The following is a 19,127-nucleotide window of genomic DNA, read 5'->3' as shown; positions in this document are numbered from 1 at the left end:
TTTATTTCATCAAGCTTCTGGCATTTTCAGCAATTCCTGCTGCATTAAGTCCGTATGTATCAAAAACTTCCTGAGATTTGCCTGTAATTACCGGTGTGTCCGGAAGACCCATACCAATAATTTTGATAGGGCATTTGGCTGCCGCGATCTGACTTACCAGAGAATTCAACCCTCCATACAGAGTATGTTCCTCTATCGTTATTATCCCTTTCGTTTCTTTCGCAGCTTTTATGACAGCCTCTTCATCAATCGGCTTGACACAATACATGTCCAGCACGCGTGCGGATATACCTTCCGCAGCCAATAATTCAGCTGCATCCTTAGCCGGTTTAACCATTTCGCCGCAAGCTATCAATGTTACATCTGAACCGTCTTTGACCAAAACGGATTTTCCCAGTGTAAACGGCACATTGCCTTCTTCATAAACATCCTCTACCGCATTGCGGCCAACACGTATATAGCTTGGCTTTTCATCTTTCAGTACTGCTTCTATCAGCTTTTCCGTCTGAAATCGATCGCTCGGCAAATAAACCCGCATATTAGGAATTGAAGCTATCGTGGCTATATCATTGGCCGAATGATGTGTCATACCAAGTGCACCATAGCTTATACCGCCGCTTATGCCCACAAGTGTCACATTGGTATTGGAATAAGCGACATCCACCTTTATCTGCTCCATACTGCGTGTGCTCAGGAAGCTGGCAGGAGAAACGGCAAACACTTTTTTCTTACAGGATGCAAGTCCCGCACTGACTGAAACTAAGTTTTGTTCAGCTATACCGATTTCAATGAATTGTTCCGGCCGTTCATCAGCAAATTTGGTCAGCGAGGCTGAACCTCTTGAATCACTGCAAAGTACAACAATGTCCCTGTCGTTTTGTGATGCTTCCAAAAGTTTGTTGCATATGACCTGCTTATTGGCGATCTTATTCATATTGAGCTCTCCTTTGTTCCAATTCTTTGATGCCCTGGGCAAATTCTTCTTCTGTCGGTACACGATGATGCCATACAGGTTTGTTTTCCATGTATGAAATTCCGCAGCCTTTTGTTGTATTGGCAATTATTACAGTTGGTTTGCCTTTAGTGTGTTTCGCCAAAGTCACAGCCGCATCAATGGCATCTATATCATTGCCGGCTATTGACAATACATTCCAGCCAAAAGCTTCCCAGCGCTTTTCCTGTGAATCCTGAGACATTACCGTTTCTGTCGACCCTGAAATCTGCAGCCGGTTGCGATCGACAAAAGCCGTCAGATTATCAAGCTTATAATGTCCCGCTGCCATAATGGCCTCCCACACTGAGCCTTCTGCCATTTCACCGTCACCCATGACTGCATAAACTCTATAGTCTCTTTTATCCATTCGTCCTGCCAAGGCCATACCTGTGGCGACTGCCAAGCCATGTCCCAGCGAACCGGTATTCATTTCCACCCCGTTTACCTTATTATTGGGGTGCCCGATATATTTTGAACCATAGCATGAATAATTATCTAAATCTGCTTTAGGGAAAAATTTCAAATCAGCCAGCACACAATACAAAGCTTCGGCCGAATGGCCTTTACTCAGGACAAATCTGTCATGTTCCGGATCTTTTATGTTCTCGGGTCTTACATCCATATGTTTATAATAAAGTACCGTCAGTATATCGATAACACTCATATCACCGCCGGTATGACCGGTTCTTGCATGGTGAATCAATGTTAAAATATCTGCTCTCAATTCAGTAGCTTTTATTTTTAAATTCATGCTCATTCTCCTCGTAAATATGCTTTAGTGTCCTCTTCAATCGGATCGTAGAAATCAGGTTTGATATTTATATACTTACATGCTTCGTAAAGTACAGGGACTATATTTTTATGTATGCCTACACAATGGTGGATATAAGGTCCCTCAACAATTTTAGCCTCCAATCTTTTTATATTTTCCACTTCTACCCACAGATAGGTTCCCATTCCCTTGGGTCCGTCAACGCCCTTGGCATTTCCCATAAGCAGAGAATATTCCCCGTTGTCGCCGTCAAATCTGCATAATGTTACCTCACCATGTTTAGCTTCCGCTGTGATGCTGCCAGGATGGTCAAAAGCCAGCGGATAGGTGAGCTGTGCCTTTTCCTTGGCTATGGAAATTGGCCACGGACCGCAATGCTGCAGAAGTTCTCCGTTTTCAATATCCGGATGGCGAATAGTCCAGTCGGCAAAAAACGATCTTGTCTGGCCCATACCGGCCGCTTCTGCCATCAGAGCCGTAACGGCACCATGTATATCGGTTTCACAGACCACGGGAATGCCTTCTTCATTTAACAGAGAGTTAGCCGCGCAAGGCATTATTCCCAATTCTCCCTGCAATGCATTCCAGCACTGTATCGCGGCAGCGTTGCAGCCATATTTTCTTACCAGATTCTTCATCGCTACAGCCAGAGCTGCAACGGTTTCCACTTCATCTTCTTTGATTTTTACATCCATATTTTCATGAAGATATCTTACTGTTTCGTCAAGACCGCTTTTTTCCGCTTTCACTTTGTTCACTTCCTGAGTCAGTTCGGGCAGCGGGATCGGTGACAGCTGGATATTGAACTTTTCAAGCAGTTCTCCTTCATTGCACATTGTTGACCAGAAATCAAACGGACGCGGTCCAATTTGCAAAATACGTGTATTATTAAATGTTTTTACAACATTGCAAACAGCAAGAAAATCTTTTACGCCCCGTTCAAAAACAGGATCATCCAATCGGCAGTTGGTCAGATATGTGAAAGGTACTTTGAATCGGCGCAGAACTTTACCCGTGGCAAAAAGTCCGCACTGGCTATCGCGCAGCCGGACACCATTCTCATCCGGACGTTCATCAAGCGGTCCCCAAAGTAAAACCGGCACATTCAAATCCTTTGCCAGTCTGGCACATTCATATTCAGTTCCAAAATTACAATGTGGAATAAACAATCCATCTATTTTATTTTTTCTGAATTTTTCACTTATTTTTTTCCTATCATCATCGTTGTAAAGCAATCCTTCATCATTTATATCATCGATATCAACAAAATCTATTTCCAATTCTTCCAGACGCGCTTTAGTGAGCCTTCTATATTTTAATGCGTCAGGTGCACTGAAAATCGAACGGCGTGTAGGTGCTAATCCTAATCTAATCTTCTCCATATCTATTCCCTCTCTTAAATTATTTAATTAAAATTATATCATTATCTATTTAAATGTCAATAATTTTAATTAAATATTTTAGAGAAAATAAGACACAAAAAGAGGATGGATTTAAAAATCCACCCTCTTTTCATACGCTGCTCAATATTGTTCTGGCCTCCGCTGCAAAACATTGTACTTAAAATCTCTTCATTTTACGGTGCTTATTGCTCCTGCCGCGTTGCTGCCAGCGCTGCCGCGGGCAATAAACGATGTTTCCACTGCAATTCTCAAAAAGCTGCTGTCAGCACCGCTGTTATTAATCTTTTCCATCAGCCGTCGGACAGCAATAGTCCCCAATTGCTCTATGGGCACCGAAATCGAAGCCAGCTCCGGCTCTATGAATGTGCACATAGGAATATCATCGAAGCCGATAACGGACACGTCTTCGGGAATACGAACACCGTTTTGCCGCAGCGCTTTCAATGCTCCGACAGCAATAAGGTCATTATCTGCCATAAAGGCTGTCGGCAGCTGCGGCGCCTTGGCCAAAAGGGTATTCATATCCTCAAAGGCCCCATCCATTGACGGGTCCAGAGAAAAAGTATATTGACTGCTATATTCCAGTCCCAAATGATCCAGTGCATATTTATAACTTAAAAATCTATATTCAAAGTTGCGTATAGAAAATGAGCTTTTCAAATATCCTATAGTTGTATGCCCCTCAGAATAAAGATAATTTACAGCCTCACAAATGCCCTTCATATTATGGATCATAACTGTATCAACCGACATTCCGAGCAGCTCATTATCAAGTATCACTATCGGTATATCAAGCCCTTCAAACAATCTTACATCCTTTTCCTGCATCTCCGTGCCCAAAACAATCAGGCCCGCCGCACTCGTTGCCAAAACATTACCTATATTTTCCAAAAATTGTGTTTCATTCTCGCAGTAGGTCAGAGTTATCGTATAATCGCATGCCCGTGCCGCTCTTTCCACAGATTCAATAAGTGTCGTAAAAAACTGCGTATCGGCTATTACCTTGCCTGATCTCTTGTACACCAGAAAATTTAAAATGTCATTGTTCTTTTGGCCCTTGCGTGTCCGTGAAAAACCAGTCCCCGTATAGTTAAGCTTTTTCACAATATCCAGCACTCTTTTTCTTGTCTGTGCATTCACGCCGGGACGATCGTTAAGCGCCAATGAAACTGTTGCCGGTGATACGCCCAATTTATCTGCTATATCTTTTATCGTAATATCTGCCACCGGTTCTCCTCCCCTTGGCAATTATTTTGAATCTTGTTCTATATTGTATAACATATATCGTAAATTTAAAAGTTATATAAACATCACTTTCAGAACAAAAGGCAATACAAAAACCCCAAATTATTAAAAAATAACTTGAGGTCACTATTCCCCCGGGCCAGCTCTCCCTCTGTATTTTTCCCTTTTCCCCGAACCCGGCCCATAGGGCACGGCTTTTACAGACAGCCGGATTGCACTGTCTGCCGATTCGTTTCATACCGGAAGAAATGCCCATTCACAGCCCGTCAAACCTTAAAGGCAACTCCCGCCCGCATAATAATATTGGGATATGGCGTAAATTCCCCTGTGCGGATGACAAATTTTACATCTGCCGACCTTTTCTTAAGCTCTGTGTGTTCTATTAATTCATATTCCACATTTTGCAGTTTGTCCTGTATATAACGGAGCAAAGGCATATTTTTTTCCTCTATATCCTTTGCCAGTGTATAAAATTCAATCTCAGTTTCTGCCAAAACCGCATCCATAACTTGTTTAAATGTAGGGACACCACCGCATAATGCCAAATCAACAATCGGTACACCTCTGGGTATAGGCATGCCGCCGTCAACAACCATGAATACATCTTTATGCCCCAGTCCGGCAATATACCCAGCCAGCTGTGCATTAATAATTCCTTGTTTTTTCATAAAATTCACCTCATTTATTATTTATTATATTTTATAATATTTAATTAAATAATTCAAGATTTTTAATTAAATATTATAAAATTATGTTTTAAATACATATAGGCACAAATAAATTTCATCTTAAAAACAGGGAGCGGTTGTCATATGACAACCGCTCCCTGTTTTCAGAAATGATCACTGCAGCCGAGTTTTTCTGCAGCCAGATAATATTTTTTACAGCTTAAACTGCCTTACGGCATCTTGCAGTTCCTGTGCCATTTTATTCAGTTTTTCACTTGAAGAATTTATTTCTTCCATTGAAGCTGCTTGTTCCTGTGTAGCCGCAGAAACCGTTTGCGTTTCATCAGTAGATTTTTTCATCAGAGTATCTATTTCTGCCATTGACGCCGCAACATTCTGTCCGTCGTCAGCCAGTTCCTTTATAACCGAAGAAACATTTGCCACCTCATTGGAAAGATCGGTAACCATCTTCATAATGGCATCGAAATTCGTACCCGCTTCCTTTATGGCACCCATACCATTTTTCACTTCATCAGTACCGACCTGCATATCGCTCACAGCTTTTTGTGTTTCATTCTGTATCTCGCTGATCATCCCAGCTATTTTAGTGGCTGCTTCCTGTGATTGTTCGGCAAGTTTACGAACTTCATCAGCAACAACGGCAAATCCCTTACCCTGTTCACCGGCTCTTGCCGCTTCAATGGCCGCATTCAGCGCCAAGAGATTAGTTTGGCCTGCTATTCCCGAAATAGTATCGACGATCTGTCCTATCTCCTTTGATCTTGCCCCCAGATTAGCGACGGAATCAGCTGAAGCATTGACAGTTTTTTCAATATCCCGCATTTTTATTATCACATTTTGTACGGAGTCACCGCCCGCCTTGGCTGTATCAACTGTTTTCCGGGAATAATCAGTAACATCGGCTGTTTTTTTGAACACCTCTTCAATATGTTCAGACATGCTTTTAACTACATCAGCAGAATCATTTAATAGCTTATAGCTATGTTCACTATTTTGTGCAACACCAGCTATAGAATTAGCTACCTGATCTGCTGCAAGAGCCGTCTGTGATGCTCCTGTTGAAAATTGATCCGATGAACTTATAAGCTGATCTGAATTTGTACGAACATGATTTACCAGTTTCCTCAGGCTGTCTATCATCTTGTTGAAAGCTTCAGCCAGTCGTCCTATTTCATCTTTAGCATCAGCATTTAATTTCTGATCAAGTCTGCCATCTGCTATTTTTTCTGCCAGTTCCTGCATTTCAAGAACAGGCTGTGTAAATTTACGCGCAATATAATAAGAAATTCCTGCAACCACTAATAATATAAAACAGATAAAACCAATCATTGTAAAAAGAAGGGTATGCGTTTTCTGCGTTATATACGAATAAGGAGTTTCCAGGCATATCACCCACCCTGTACGCTGATCATATATGTAACTGACAATTTGCCTGCCAGACTCCCCATCAACTATATCTACTCCGCTCGTCTTCTTTTCCAGCGCATTTTTAATAAAAGGCAGCCCGCTTCTGTCCTCCTGCTTTTTAGCAAGCTCTTCATCCGGATGTGCTATCAGTTTTCCGTTTTGGTCAACAATGTACGCTACCCGCCCATCTTGAGAAAGTGTTGTCACAAACTCACTCATCTTGGTCAACGGCAGTGATCCCTGCATTACACCTACAACATTATTATTAATATCCCGAATCGGCGTCATGAGATTAACAACAAGCCTTTGCGAATTTTTGCTGAAGACAACTCCTGATATCGATTCCTCTTTCCCTTTTAATGCCTCTTGATAAAAAGGTCTATCCCAAATATTTGTAAGAGAGATATCGTCACCTCGAACCACCTGATTTCCTTTCATATCATCAAGCGAAAATGAATTTGGATTCACCTTGGATGCCTCTGTCAAAAAATCCTTTGTATGTACCAAATCATAAGACTTAACCGCCGGATTTGAAGCTGCTGTTTTCAATGCGATAAATGTCTTATCCAGATAATCCTCCATTTGTATCTGTATCTGTCCTGTCACATCACTACATTGAGAAATCGTTTCCTTTTCTAACGTGCTGTTTAGATAGCGCATTACCACTGTCACCACAATAAGCAGCGGAATGAAACTTATCACCAGCATAATTCCCATAACTTTTTTTCTCAAGGACATCAAACTACCTCCCTGTATAATATATATTGTATTGTATTTCCATATTATCATATACTTTCGGAAATGCAAGTCATATCTATAATATTTAGAAATTAATAAAAATACAGTATAGGTATAAAGATACCAAATACTGCATTTTTATTAATTTTTTGTTTATTATATTTACTTATCTATTTTGATCGGCTCTATTTTGCCCAATACAAAAATAAAATTGAAAATAGCAATTAGGAGCAAAAATGCTGAAAACAATAATGCAAATTCGAAATGTCCAGTATATCCAACGATAAATCCTGTTACTACAGGTCCCACTACTCCTCCAAAATTTGATACACAATTTTGAATACCTGCCACAACACCTGTCATGTTGCGTGGTGCTATTTCACTGGGAATAGCCCAAACCTGTGAAGCTGCTACAACGGTGCCCGATTTTGATATACACAATAGCACAAGCGCTACCGCTAATGATTCTGAAACAGCAGCAAAACCAATAAATGCAGCCATAACCAAACCGATGCACAAAAACAATTTTCTTGTTTTTGTCAAAGACATTCTTCCAGAAGAATGCACTCTATCCGATAAATAACCAGCTAATATTTCTACGATTGCACCAAACAAAAGAGGTAAAGATGCTGCAAAACCCATTTGACTGAAACTGAGACCGCGATCTTTCATCAAATACATTGGGAGCCAAGTAATGAAAAAATAGGAATTATAATTTATCATAAAAAATCCTATGCACATAGCTATTACATTTCTATAGCGGAGCAGCTGCCACCATTTTAGCGGCATTGTTTTATCTTTTTCATCCATTTCTCCATCGCGGATATATTCCAATTCCAGCTTATTTACACCTTTGTGCTCAGCTGGATCATCTTTAAAGAAAAGCCACCATGCAATCGCCCACGCTATACCGAGTCCGCCCAGAACAGCAAATGTTTCCCGCCATCCAACAGATAGCATCATCCATGTTAAAATTGGTACACCAAAGGCTCCACCAAATTTCTGTCCACTATCAAATAAGCCCCCCACTGTAGCTCTTTCGCTTTTCGGGAACCATTTACGCGTAATTGCTGCATTGCTTGGATACGCACCTGCTTCTCCTACTCCTAAAATCATACGTAATCCCATTAATGATTTAAATCCAGTCGCTATTCCTGTCAGTCCAGTTGCTATAGACCACCATAGCACTGATAATCCCAGAACTTTACGTTGCCCTAATTTATCTGAAACAAATCCAGCTGGTATTTGCAATAATGCATAACATAAGAAAAACGCAGACATTAATATACCCATTTCTTCTGTTGTAACATGCAAATCCTGCATTATATGAGGTGTTGCTATAGCTAATGTTGTTCTATCTAAAAAATTTATAGCAATTGCAGCCCACATCAAGCCAGCAACTATCCAGCGTACTTTTGTTCTTTTACATATTTTAGAATCATCAGTACTTGCCGAACATTCCGCCATAACTTGGTTATTATTCATAAATATTCTCCCTTTTACATTTTCTTTTAAAATAATTTCGCAATAATAATAATCATCCAAATTAAAATGGAAAATATAAATTTTTATATCTAACTTTACCGTTGATAATAGTAACTTGAGGAATAATCATTTTTTCTCCGTCAAACTCTTCCCCCATTCTATTTTTTAGGTGAAAATGTCTATTTTCTACACTGAAAATCGTGACATTGGCAGCAGCATTATTTGCAAGTGTGCCAATTCCATTAGGCAAACAGTAAATTTCTGCTGGATGGCAAGTACAATCAGCGATGACTTCTTCCAAGGTCAATCCCAAATTCAACCACTTTGAAAGCACCACGGGTAGGCCCCAGGACATATTGCTAAATATTCCGTTCTGTGTCAAATCAGTAGAAATTATATCTGGTTTAAAATTTTGGGCTATAGCTGGTTCAATAACTTTATAACAATGATTTATACGCGCATCAGCAGAATCAAAATATACACCACGTTTTCTTGCCTTAAATATAGCCTCTTTTACTTTTCCATTTTCATCAATTATTGTGCTTCCCTTTCCTTGATAAATGTGGCAAACAATATCGCCCGGTCTCATTTTTGAAATAATTTCTTCCATATCGCAAGGTGGATTGGTAACATGCAGCGTAATTTGGCAATGCAGACTATCCGCTAATTCTAACGTTTTATCTAAAACACTATTGCCAAAAGGTTCAACAACTTCAGCTCCATAACGTAATTTTAACCCTCTGATATGTTCAGGATCTTTCTCCATAATAGTTTTTAATTTATCTGTATCATAATGCTGTGGATCTACATTTTCTGGATACCGTTCTGTAATTTGCCCGGAGGGAGATACATTAATAGAATAGAAAACATTCAGATAATTATCATCAACAATATGATGTTTAAAAATTGGCCATGTGCCAATACCTGCACTTCCACCGTCAATTGTCGACGTAATTCCCATAGGAATTAACCCCAAATCTGCTGCAAATCCCGGTTCTGTTACATCTTTAAAAATATGTGTATGTGAATCAATCCATCCGGGGCTCACATAATAACCATCTGCATTTATTTCGTCACGTATTACATATGATTCTTTATGGTCATATTTTATAAACTTTCCATTATAAATTGCTATTGTTCCTCTTTCAACAGTACCCTTGTCCGGATAAATTATATTTGCATTTTTGATTAATATGTCTATAATTTTATTCACTTAATATCTTCCTTTTGTTATGAATACCTATCTGCCAATTTCAAGTCAGCTGACTTGTTCTCCGATTTTTTTATTGAAGTTTATTAATAATGAACATAATCCTATTCCTATTCCCAGGCAGGCAAATAATACAATTGCTAAAAAATAAGAACCAGTTGCCCCTACAATTGCACCAATCACTAATGGAATAATCGCTCCTCCGATATTACCAACACAATTCATACATCCACCTACAGTCCCAATATTTTCGCGTTGAGACAGTGCAGCCGGTACGGTCCAATATAAACAACCAGACCATTTTTGAAAAAACAATGCTACTGTAATATAAATTATTGCTTCATATGTGGAACCTGCACGACTTAATAAAAACATAGCCGTCCCAGTCGCAACACCGATCAACAATAAATTACCATGCATGATCTTATTATATTTTTCTTTGCCAAACTTACGCTTCAAAGCATCTGTAATCATTCCGCCCAACAGGCCACCTAATACGCTCACACCATAGATAATAAATAACGCACCGCCCAGTTCTTTAATATCCAAATGATGTACCGTTGCCAAATACAATGGTCCCCAAGTCATTAATCCATATGCAATACAATTACCGCAAGTGAATCCAAAACACATTCCCCAAAAACTTTTATGAGTAAAATATTTTTTTAGAGGTATCTTTATTTTTTCTGTTGACCTATTTTCCTGATTAGCTTTCCATTCTTCTTCTAATGCATTTTTTATATACTCACGTTCTGCTTGATTAACATTTTTATTTGTATCGGGAGTAGTCATCAGTTTTTTCCCGCAAATAAAAACAGTAATAGCAGTTAAAATACCAATAGCAATAAGCGCTTCCCTCCAGCCATTAAGCCATAATACAAACAATGCGACAAGTGGTGCCCCAAAGGCATTTCCCAGGGAAGATCCAACATCCACAAGTGCACTACCGCGAGACCGTTCAGTAACAGGAAGCCAAATTGATTGCAATTTGGCACCAGCCGGATATATAGGCGCTTCAGAAACTCCCAATAAAGCTCTAATAAGCATAAAAATCTTGCTACTGCTAATAAGCCCCGTTATAATTTGAAATATACCCCAGCATAAGCCACCTATTAATAAAATTTTACCCGGCTTAAATCTATCACAAAACCAACCACAAGGAATCTGCATTAATGCATAACCCCAGAAAAAAGCACTAAGTATCGCCCCCACTATTTCTGGTGAAAATTGCAATTCTGCTTGAATTTGCGGCATACAAACCGATATAACGGCCCTATCAATATAGTTAATTGTGCAAATCACTGCTAACATAATGAATATCGTCCATCGTGCATTCGTCTTCTTCATATTGTCCATTCAGTACACCTTCCCTTTTGCTTTCCTTATGCAAATGATTTTGAAATAATAATAATTATCTGTATTTTATTATTAAGAGAAAATACAGTATTAATTTTTTTATAGATAAATTCAGTTTATTTATAAATAAGGCTGCATAAACAGCCTTATTTATAAATTTATCAAAAGGGGTATATTACATGCATTTATATAGCTGACAAAAGTATATTACATGACTTGTTTATAAATATAACGTATATCATCCAGCGATAATTCTTTACAATTATTAACAAGCAATCTTGTTTGCTGACTCCCTGCATTAACGAGGAAGTCCAAGTCATTATCCTTTACACCAAATTCCTTTAGACTTACAGGAATGCTTGTATCTTTAACGATTCCAGCGATTTCCCCTATAATATAATCAGCTTTTTCATCTGCCGATTTACTCGAAAGTTCCGGATAAACAGCATCACAGAGCTGCGCCAGCCTATCTATACAGGCATCTTTATTAAATGCCATCACATGTGCGAATAAAATTGCATTGGATACACCATGTGCGATATGGTATTTACCGCCGAGTGGATAAGAAAGTGCATGAACAGCGGTGGTACCTGATCCAGTGATTGCCACCCCGCCATAAAAAGCACCGATCATCATTTCACTTTTTGCCTCTGTATCATCCGCATCATCATAAGCTTTTCTTATATTATGAAATATTTTACAGGCGCCTTCTTTTGCATAAGTATCACTCAGTGCTGTAGCTTTTTTGGAGGTAAAGCATTCCACTACATGGGCCAGGGCATCCACTCCTGTTGCGGCTATAATTTTAGGCGGCAGTTTTGCTATCATATTTACATCCAGTATTACATAATCAGGAATCATACAGTTATTTACAATACCCTGTTTTGATTCTTGTTCCGGAATAGCCACAATAGCGTTGCACGTTGCTTCTGAACCTGTACCACAAGTAGTTGGCACCATTACCGTTTTGATATATTTTTTTGCTATATTGCTGTTTTTCAATAAATCTTTAAGCGTATAATCAGCACCGACAATAATACTGGCAAGCTTTGATGCATCCATTACACTGCCGCCGCCAACACCGATTATAAGATCAATCCGGGCTTTACCTACTTCTGCAATTACACGTTCTATATCGCCTACAGCAGGTTCAGCCGTTAAATCGTCTATCACTTTATATGATACTTTGGCACATATTTTTTCCACTGAATCACACAAGCCTGCGCCTCTTACTCCTTTATCAGTGAACAGCAATATATTTTCAGCCTGTTCTTTGTCAATAATTTCTGCTATCTTTTCTATACACCCCTGACCGGCATGAATGATTGACGGAATTGCCAATTGACATTGTTTCATTTATCTTCCTCCAAAATATATTATAATAAACCTATTTTTTGTACCCTATTTATTCCATCTGGGATGTTCATATGCTTTAGGATTACATACTTTTTCCCATTTTTCGCCTTTTATTACTGCGGCCACACCCTCGGCTGCCATTGTGGCTACACCCGATGCAGCTTCTCTCGTCTGACCTGCCATGTGTGGAGTTACTATAATATTTTTACACTTAAATAAAGGATCATCCACGCTTATCGGTTCATTAACAACCACATCTGTGCCCGCACTATGTATCCAATTTTCATTCAGTGCCCTGCACAATGCAGCCTCATTAACAATACCGCCGCGCGCACAATTGATGAGTATACCGGTTGATTTCATCATCTTCAGCTCTGCCTCACCTATCATGTTTTTGGTCTGTGGTGTCAGAGGTGTGTGAATAGAAATAGCATCTGCTTCTTTTAAAATATCATGCATGTCCGTTTTATACACATATCCCTGTTTTTCCACTGATTCTTTTTTTAAAAACGGATCATATATCATAACTTTCATACCGATTGCCGATGCCATCTGTGCCAAAAGCCCACCGATGTGTCCGCAGCCGATCAGCCCCAGTGTTTTCCCTGACAGCTCATAGGCTTTATATTCACTCCGTACAGCAAAATTTCCGTTACGCATTTCCTTATCGCAATGTACCATATCTTTTGCGCAGGCAAATATCATCGCCATAGCATGTTCAGCTACCGAACGCGTATTTGCTCCCGGAGCAATGACTACCGGAATCCCCAATTCAGTTGCCGCCTCTACATCCACATCATCGACGCCGACACCGGGGCGCCCTATTACTTTTAATTTTTTACATTTAAGCATCGTTTCTTTATCTATGGAGCCTATTCGGATAATAAGCCCCTCTGCATCGACCAGCTCAGGCAGCATATCGACCGGTTTTCCACTGTTGGTTATTGCCACGTTGAGTCCTGCTTTTTCCAGCACAGCCATTCCATCATCATGCAGCCTGTGCGAAATAACTACTTTTGCCATTATATGCTGCTCCCATCAATATAAAGTAAATACTTTCTTCAATGCTTCAACTATAGCCGGATTTGTGCAGTTAGATGGTTCTCTGGCCGGTCCGACCTTATTGCCGAGCATATTTGCTGCCAGCTTAACAACCGAGTTCGGATTGCCCATCTGCATTACATTGCGGAAAGGACGTATCTTTTTCTGTGCTTCATTGGCCTTTGCGATATCACCGGCTGCCCAGTATTTATAAATGCTTACCATTAATTCCGGGAATACATTCGAGCAACCTGATATAGCTCCTGAACCGCCTGCCATAAGTGTCCATAATATGAGAGAATCGCTTCCGGCAAGAACACTGAGACGGGGATCTGTATTTTCTATATATTTGAGAGTATTGTCAAAATTACCACTGCTGTCTTTTATGCCGATAATATTTTTATGTTCTGCCAATTTTTTAACCGTCTTAAAATCAATATTATTTCCTGTTCTTGCCGGTATATTATAAAGAAGAATGGGCATATCAACAGCATTCGCCACAGCACTGTAATGCCTGTAAAGATCATCCTGAGAAACTGCGACAAAATACGGTGATATTATCGAGAGGACATCTACGCCTAAGTCTTTTACCTTTAGTGACATTTCTATTGTTTCTTTTGTAGTGACACAGCCTGTGCCTGCGTAAACGGGCACCCGCCCATTTACTGCTTTTACCGCTGTTTTTATTATTTCCAACTTTTCTTCATTATTGAATGCATAGAATTCTCCGTTTGTTCCCAGCGGAAATATACCGCTTACTCCGGCATCGATCAGTTTATTGATAAAATTTGTATAAGCTTCCGGGTTAAATTTTTCATCATCCGTAAGCGTCGTCAATACCGGTGTAATAATCCCTTGTGGTTTTATTTCTTTCATTATGAAAGCCTCCATAGTAATTTATAATTATTTATTTAAAATATCAGCAAATTTAACCTTAGCCATTTGTGCCCCGAGTTCCAAAGCAGCTGTCATGCTCTTACTGCTTGCAGTTCCCTTACCCGCGACAGGAAATGCTGTTCCATGGTCTACCGATGTTCTGATGCACGGCAGTCCGACAGTTACATTTACACCGCTGTCAAAGCCAAGGACTTTAATAGGTATATGTCCCTGATCGTGATACATAACAACAACGATATCAAATTCATTCAAATTTGCTGCTCTGTGAAACACACTGTCCGGCGGTACAGGACCGGTGACATTATATCCTTTACTGCGTGCCGCTTCAACGGCAGGAACTATTTCTCTATCATCTTCTGTGCCGAAAAGCCCCCCTTCACCACAATGTGGATTAAGCCCTGCCACAGCAATTCGAGGCTCTTGTATTCCCATCAGCTTCAGCGTATCATATGCCAGCTCAATAACTTTACTTATGCGTTCTTTTTTTACCAAGTCAGGCACTCGGCTGAGAGCTACATGTGTACTGACATGTATTACTCTAAGTTTAGGACTTGTAAGCATCATGGAAAAATCTTTTTGCCCCGTCAATGCTCCAAGTATTTCCGTATGCCCCGGATAATGTACACCGCCTAAATTGAGTGCTTCCTTGTTCAACGGTGCCGTAACGATGGCATGTACTTCTTTCTTCATCGCATATTTGACAGCTTTTTCTATATATTCGTAGGCAGCCTTACCGGCACGGCCATCCACTTTTGCAAAAGGCAGCTCGGCAGGCAGGTTGTCAAGATCGACAATGTCAATAATACCGTAATCGCCACCCCCTGCAGCAGGTCCTGAGACTGTCCTGCACTTTAGGTCAGCGCCTATTATTTCTACTGCTCTCTGCATTATTTTTTTATCACCAAAAACAACGGGACGGGCTTTTTCATACAAGAGTTTGTCAGTCAGTGATTTTACTATCACCTCCGGACCAACTCCGGCAGCATCTCCCATGGTAATACCCAAAACAGGTTTCATTTAGCTATACCTCCAGATTTATATTTTATATTTTTAGTATTTTTTATAGCAGAGATAGCTTTTACAAAAATTTCTGGTTTCCCAAAAGCTCCTGCCTTTGTGACAACAAACATTCCGCCAAAATCCCCGCACAATCTGCCCAGTGGTACTCCGCTGTCTATCTCTTTTATTATTTCTATTGCATCAGCACCTATTGCCCTGCAAATATGAACAGCCGTATCACCGCCGGTCAAAATCATGCCTGCCAGTTTTCCAAGCTCCAATTTTGATACTATTTCTGCTAAAAAACAGGCTGTACGCTCACTTACTTCTTTACCTTCCAATCCGCATTGCGTTCCCATCCACATAGCTCGCGTAACATCTTTATCATTAACTGCCGCTGTCACTAATATATTATTTTTTGCGGCAATCAATTTTTTTATTTTTGTTATTGTCTTATCTCTTTCATTTTCCTGTTCTGTTAAGATCGCTGATATATCAAGCTTTACTATTTTGATATTTTCATCTGCAGCCGCATATTCTATTTGTTTTTGAGTGATATGGCTCACGCTTCCTGCAACTATCAAAACAGGTCCGTCTCTTTGTACGATTTCTGCATCCGCATTTCCCTGCCAGCCATAAAAATCATTCAGATATTCTGCCAAGCCTGCCGAACCGGCCCATAAAATATTTTCATACCCTTTCAGCGCCTCGGTCAGCACAGCAAAATCACTTTGCCGTACCGCATCGCAAACCAACCATTTGATGTTTTTTCGGGCAAATTCATCTATTTTTTCCTTAATGAATTTTTTCCCTTTATTAATAACCAATAGTTCAATCAATCCTATTTTCTCATCTACCTGCTGCTGTAAAATAGCCGGTATGTATGAATTATTAATAGGAGTTTTCGGGGCATGAGCCATCTCTGTATACTCCAGCGGAATACCGTCCAGTAAATGATACCCGCCCAGCGTGATGCGATTATTTTCCGGATAGGCTGGTGCAATAATTATCAGCTTCGGCTTTAAAACATCTGCAGCTGCTTTTATTTCTATCCCCACATTGCCCCGCATCGTCGAATCTATCTTTTTATAAATGCAGGAAATCCCCTGTTCTGCTATTTCGGTGCAGATTATTTTCACCTTGTCGTATGCATCTTTGGGGCATAGATCTCTGCTGTCTGAATCAATTACCAAAACATCAGACTCATTTTTTTTCAATTTATCTATATCAAGCTTTACAAATGAGCGCATATGTCTTTTTGCAAATTGTACTGCTGTATCATTAGCCCCTGTCAGGTCATCGGCGATAACAGCTAGTTTAGTCATTACATCACCTACTCTGCAATCTATCTGATCAATATAATAAGCAAATACCATGCCAACTATTATGAGCCTATAATTCAAGCAACTCAAAAAATATGCATCACCAATTGTTGTATATTATAACAATTAGTGATGCATATTTCATCAGTGTTGCATATCGTATTTTTTTAATCTTCTCCATAGGGTAGTTCGATGTATTCCTAATCTTTTTGCCGTTTTAGTATAGTTAAAGCCTTCTTCCCTCAGCGTTTTCTGTAATAATTCATCTTCCAGCTCCATAAGATTTTTACAGGCTTCCCTATTTTCAATAGATTCTTCGCCCATACGGCTGTCATCTTCGCATGCGTCTCTCACATCAGAAATCGTTATCGTACTGCCCGTCGTAAGCAGTAATATACGCTCCATCATATTGCCAAATTGCCTGATGTTACCCGGCCATTCACATTTTTCGAGATAAACTACCGCGTCCCTCGTGATATCCGTGATCTGCGGATTTTTATCACGCATGCTTACCAAAAACTGCCTGGCAAGCAAGTCAATGTCTTCCTTTCTGTCTTTTAACGATGGCATATGGATACGCAAAATATTAAGTCTATAGTACAGATCACTTCTAAAATTACCATCCGCAATCATCGCAGCCAAATTTTTGTTTGTGGCGGCGATAATTCTCACGTCTATAGGAATGACCACTTCCCCGCCTAACGGCATGACCTCTCTCTCCTGCAGCACACGCAGCAGACGTGATTGAAGAGGCAACTGCATCTCTCCTATTTCGTCTAAAAATAATGTTCCTCCGTGTGCCAGTTCAAACATTCCCTGTCTGCCGCCGCGCCTTGCCCCAGTGAAAGCTCCCTCTGCATAGCCAAACAGTTCTGATTCCAAAAGGTTCTCGGGCAGAGCCGCGCAATTGACCGCCACAAAGGGACCTTTAGCTCTCACACTCAAATTATGGATACTTTGAACCAGCATTTCCTTTCCCGTCCCAGACTCTCCTGTAATTAAAATTGTAGACTGTGTCAAAGCATATTTGGCTGCTTTTCTTTTCATGTTCAGGCACGCTTTGGACTGCCCTATTATGTCATCGATATTATATTTTGCCACTAATCCCTTTGCAGAAAGCTTTTTACGGATACTTCTTTCCAGTTTTTGCACTTCAGATATATTTTGCAGATTGTAAATATACCCCTGATCGCTTCCGCGGACAGATATAATTGCTTTACGAACAGCATATTGCTTTTCACGAATCTTTATCAAATTATCCTTTTCGCCAGAGCAAAACTCAGACAGCTCCGGAAAAATTTTTTCAAAAACTTTTCCCTTCCCGTCAAAATGAGAAATATTGAATATTTTTTCTGCTACCGGATTCAATATAGTAACAAGTCCATTTTGATCAGCCGCAATTATTCCATCATGTGATTCATCGACCACAGCTCTCAGCTGTTCAGTCTTACGTTGTTCTTCCCGGCGTATGGAAGCAATTAAAACCGCTGTCTGTAAAGCCCTGTATATGGATTCTTTTCCCGATTGAATGAAGGCACTTTTAATGCCATATTTTGCCGCCATCTTAACAGAAATTGCATCACCTACGACAAATTCCACCCCAGCTGCGACAGCTTCTGCTATTTTAGGCTGAGCATCATCTGAATCATTCAAAAGTACTTCTGTAAAATTTATATGCAATATTTTGCCCAATTCGTCACAGCCGTAAATCATATTGCCGAAACCGGCTATTGCTATATTTTCAGGGTACTCTCCCGCATTCAAAAGAGCCTGCAGAATATCTGTGATAGTGACTTGAATATAAACCATAGGCAGATCTACTCTATTTTCTATAAACGATGCTGTACCGCCTCTGCTCACGATCACTTCTATCCCGTCATCTGCCGCCTTTTTTACTAAAGCCTCCGCCTCCTGTAAATCTGCTCTCACCACATGAAAAAGATTTTTCTTATCTGGAAATTTTTCATTGATCACAGTTGCCGCCAAGTCTGCCAGCTCTGAAAGAGGTGCCACAAACAATATTTGTGCCTGCAATATATTACCTTCTCTCGTTTTTCATCATAATAACACAACTTATAGCATCTAAACAAATATTTTGAATAAATAATAATTTCTTTATTAATTAATAATAATTATGTATTGACAAATATTATTTTATATATTAATATAAATATTATGTGATAGATAATATATAAATTTTTTTTATCACAAAA

At 39.8% G+C, this 19,127-nt stretch carries 15 protein-coding genes; all 15 read right to left on the bottom strand.

Translation table 11 applies throughout. The annotated features are described in order from the left end of the window. Window position 1: 1 nt before the first annotated feature. Window positions 2-934 carry a transketolase family protein gene (locus NXG61_RS04780; protein WP_307225263.1) on the bottom strand — a complete coding sequence of 311 codons (933 nt, stop codon included), beginning with the start codon at window positions 932-934 and terminating at the stop codon, window positions 2-4. Continuing rightward, window positions 927-1,745, bottom strand: coding sequence for a transketolase (locus NXG61_RS04775; protein WP_307225262.1), 819 nt, complete (start codon window positions 1,743-1,745; stop codon window positions 927-929). Before NXG61_RS04775 ends, NXG61_RS04780 begins: the two co-directional genes overlap by 8 nt. 2 nt (window positions 1,746-1,747) lie before the next feature. After that, window positions 1,748-3,148: an L-fucose/L-arabinose isomerase family protein gene (locus NXG61_RS04770; protein ID WP_196605216.1), complete on the bottom strand. Its 1,401-nt coding sequence runs from the start codon at window positions 3,146-3,148 to the stop codon at window positions 1,748-1,750. A 189-nt stretch (window positions 3,149-3,337) separates the two neighbouring features. Beyond that, on the bottom strand, window positions 3,338-4,396 hold the full coding sequence (locus tag NXG61_RS04765) for a LacI family DNA-binding transcriptional regulator (RefSeq protein WP_307225261.1): 1,059 nt from the start codon (window positions 4,394-4,396) through the stop codon (window positions 3,338-3,340). A 284-nt stretch (window positions 4,397-4,680) separates the two neighbouring features. Then, a complete protein-coding gene (gene rbsD, locus NXG61_RS04760; RefSeq protein WP_196605218.1) occupies window positions 4,681-5,082 on the bottom strand; it encodes a D-ribose pyranase in 402 nt (133 codons plus the stop codon). A 213-nt stretch (window positions 5,083-5,295) separates the two neighbouring features. Continuing rightward, window positions 5,296-7,248: a methyl-accepting chemotaxis protein gene (locus NXG61_RS04755; protein WP_196605219.1), complete on the bottom strand. Its 1,953-nt coding sequence runs from the start codon at window positions 7,246-7,248 to the stop codon at window positions 5,296-5,298. 162 nt (window positions 7,249-7,410) lie between these two features. Further along, window positions 7,411-8,733: an MFS transporter gene (locus tag NXG61_RS04750; RefSeq protein ID WP_307225260.1), complete on the bottom strand. Its 1,323-nt coding sequence runs from the start codon at window positions 8,731-8,733 to the stop codon at window positions 7,411-7,413. A gap of 61 nt (window positions 8,734-8,794) precedes the next feature. After that, a complete protein-coding gene (locus tag NXG61_RS04745; protein WP_307225259.1) occupies window positions 8,795-9,946 on the bottom strand; it encodes an amidohydrolase family protein in 1,152 nt (383 codons plus the stop codon). A gap of 45 nt (window positions 9,947-9,991) precedes the next feature. Next, window positions 9,992-11,299, bottom strand: coding sequence for an MFS transporter (locus NXG61_RS04740; protein WP_432748977.1), 1,308 nt, complete (start codon window positions 11,297-11,299; stop codon window positions 9,992-9,994). A 207-nt stretch (window positions 11,300-11,506) separates the two neighbouring features. Next, window positions 11,507-12,655, bottom strand: a complete 1,149-nt coding sequence (locus tag NXG61_RS04735) for an iron-containing alcohol dehydrogenase (RefSeq protein ID WP_196605222.1) — start codon at window positions 12,653-12,655, stop codon at window positions 11,507-11,509. Window positions 12,656-12,700: 45 nt separating this feature from the next. Then, a complete protein-coding gene (locus NXG61_RS04730) occupies window positions 12,701-13,678 on the bottom strand; it encodes a hydroxyacid dehydrogenase (protein ID WP_196605223.1) in 978 nt (325 codons plus the stop codon). Between the two features lie 15 nt (window positions 13,679-13,693). Further along, on the bottom strand, window positions 13,694-14,572 hold the full coding sequence (gene dapA, locus NXG61_RS04725) for a 4-hydroxy-tetrahydrodipicolinate synthase (protein WP_307225257.1): 879 nt from the start codon (window positions 14,570-14,572) through the stop codon (window positions 13,694-13,696). Window positions 14,573-14,599: 27 nt separating this feature from the next. Beyond that, window positions 14,600-15,610, bottom strand: a complete 1,011-nt coding sequence (gene pdxA / locus NXG61_RS04720) for a 4-hydroxythreonine-4-phosphate dehydrogenase PdxA (protein WP_307225256.1) — start codon at window positions 15,608-15,610, stop codon at window positions 14,600-14,602. Then, window positions 15,607-17,004 carry a four-carbon acid sugar kinase family protein gene (locus NXG61_RS04715; protein ID WP_432748976.1) on the bottom strand — a complete coding sequence of 466 codons (1,398 nt, stop codon included), beginning with the start codon at window positions 17,002-17,004 and terminating at the stop codon, window positions 15,607-15,609. The genes pdxA and NXG61_RS04715 overlap by 4 nt, the downstream gene beginning before the upstream one ends. A gap of 54 nt (window positions 17,005-17,058) precedes the next feature. Continuing rightward, entirely contained in the window at window positions 17,059-18,948 is a 1,890-nt protein-coding gene (locus NXG61_RS04710) for a sigma-54-dependent Fis family transcriptional regulator (RefSeq protein WP_307225254.1), read from the bottom strand. Window positions 18,949-19,127 lie beyond the last annotated feature (179 nt).

The sequence above is a fragment of the Pectinatus haikarae genome (assembly GCF_050916305.1).
Lineage (GTDB): Bacteria > Bacillota > Negativicutes > Selenomonadales > Selenomonadaceae > Pectinatus > Pectinatus haikarae.
This window is presented reverse-complemented; position numbering and strand designations above follow the sequence as displayed.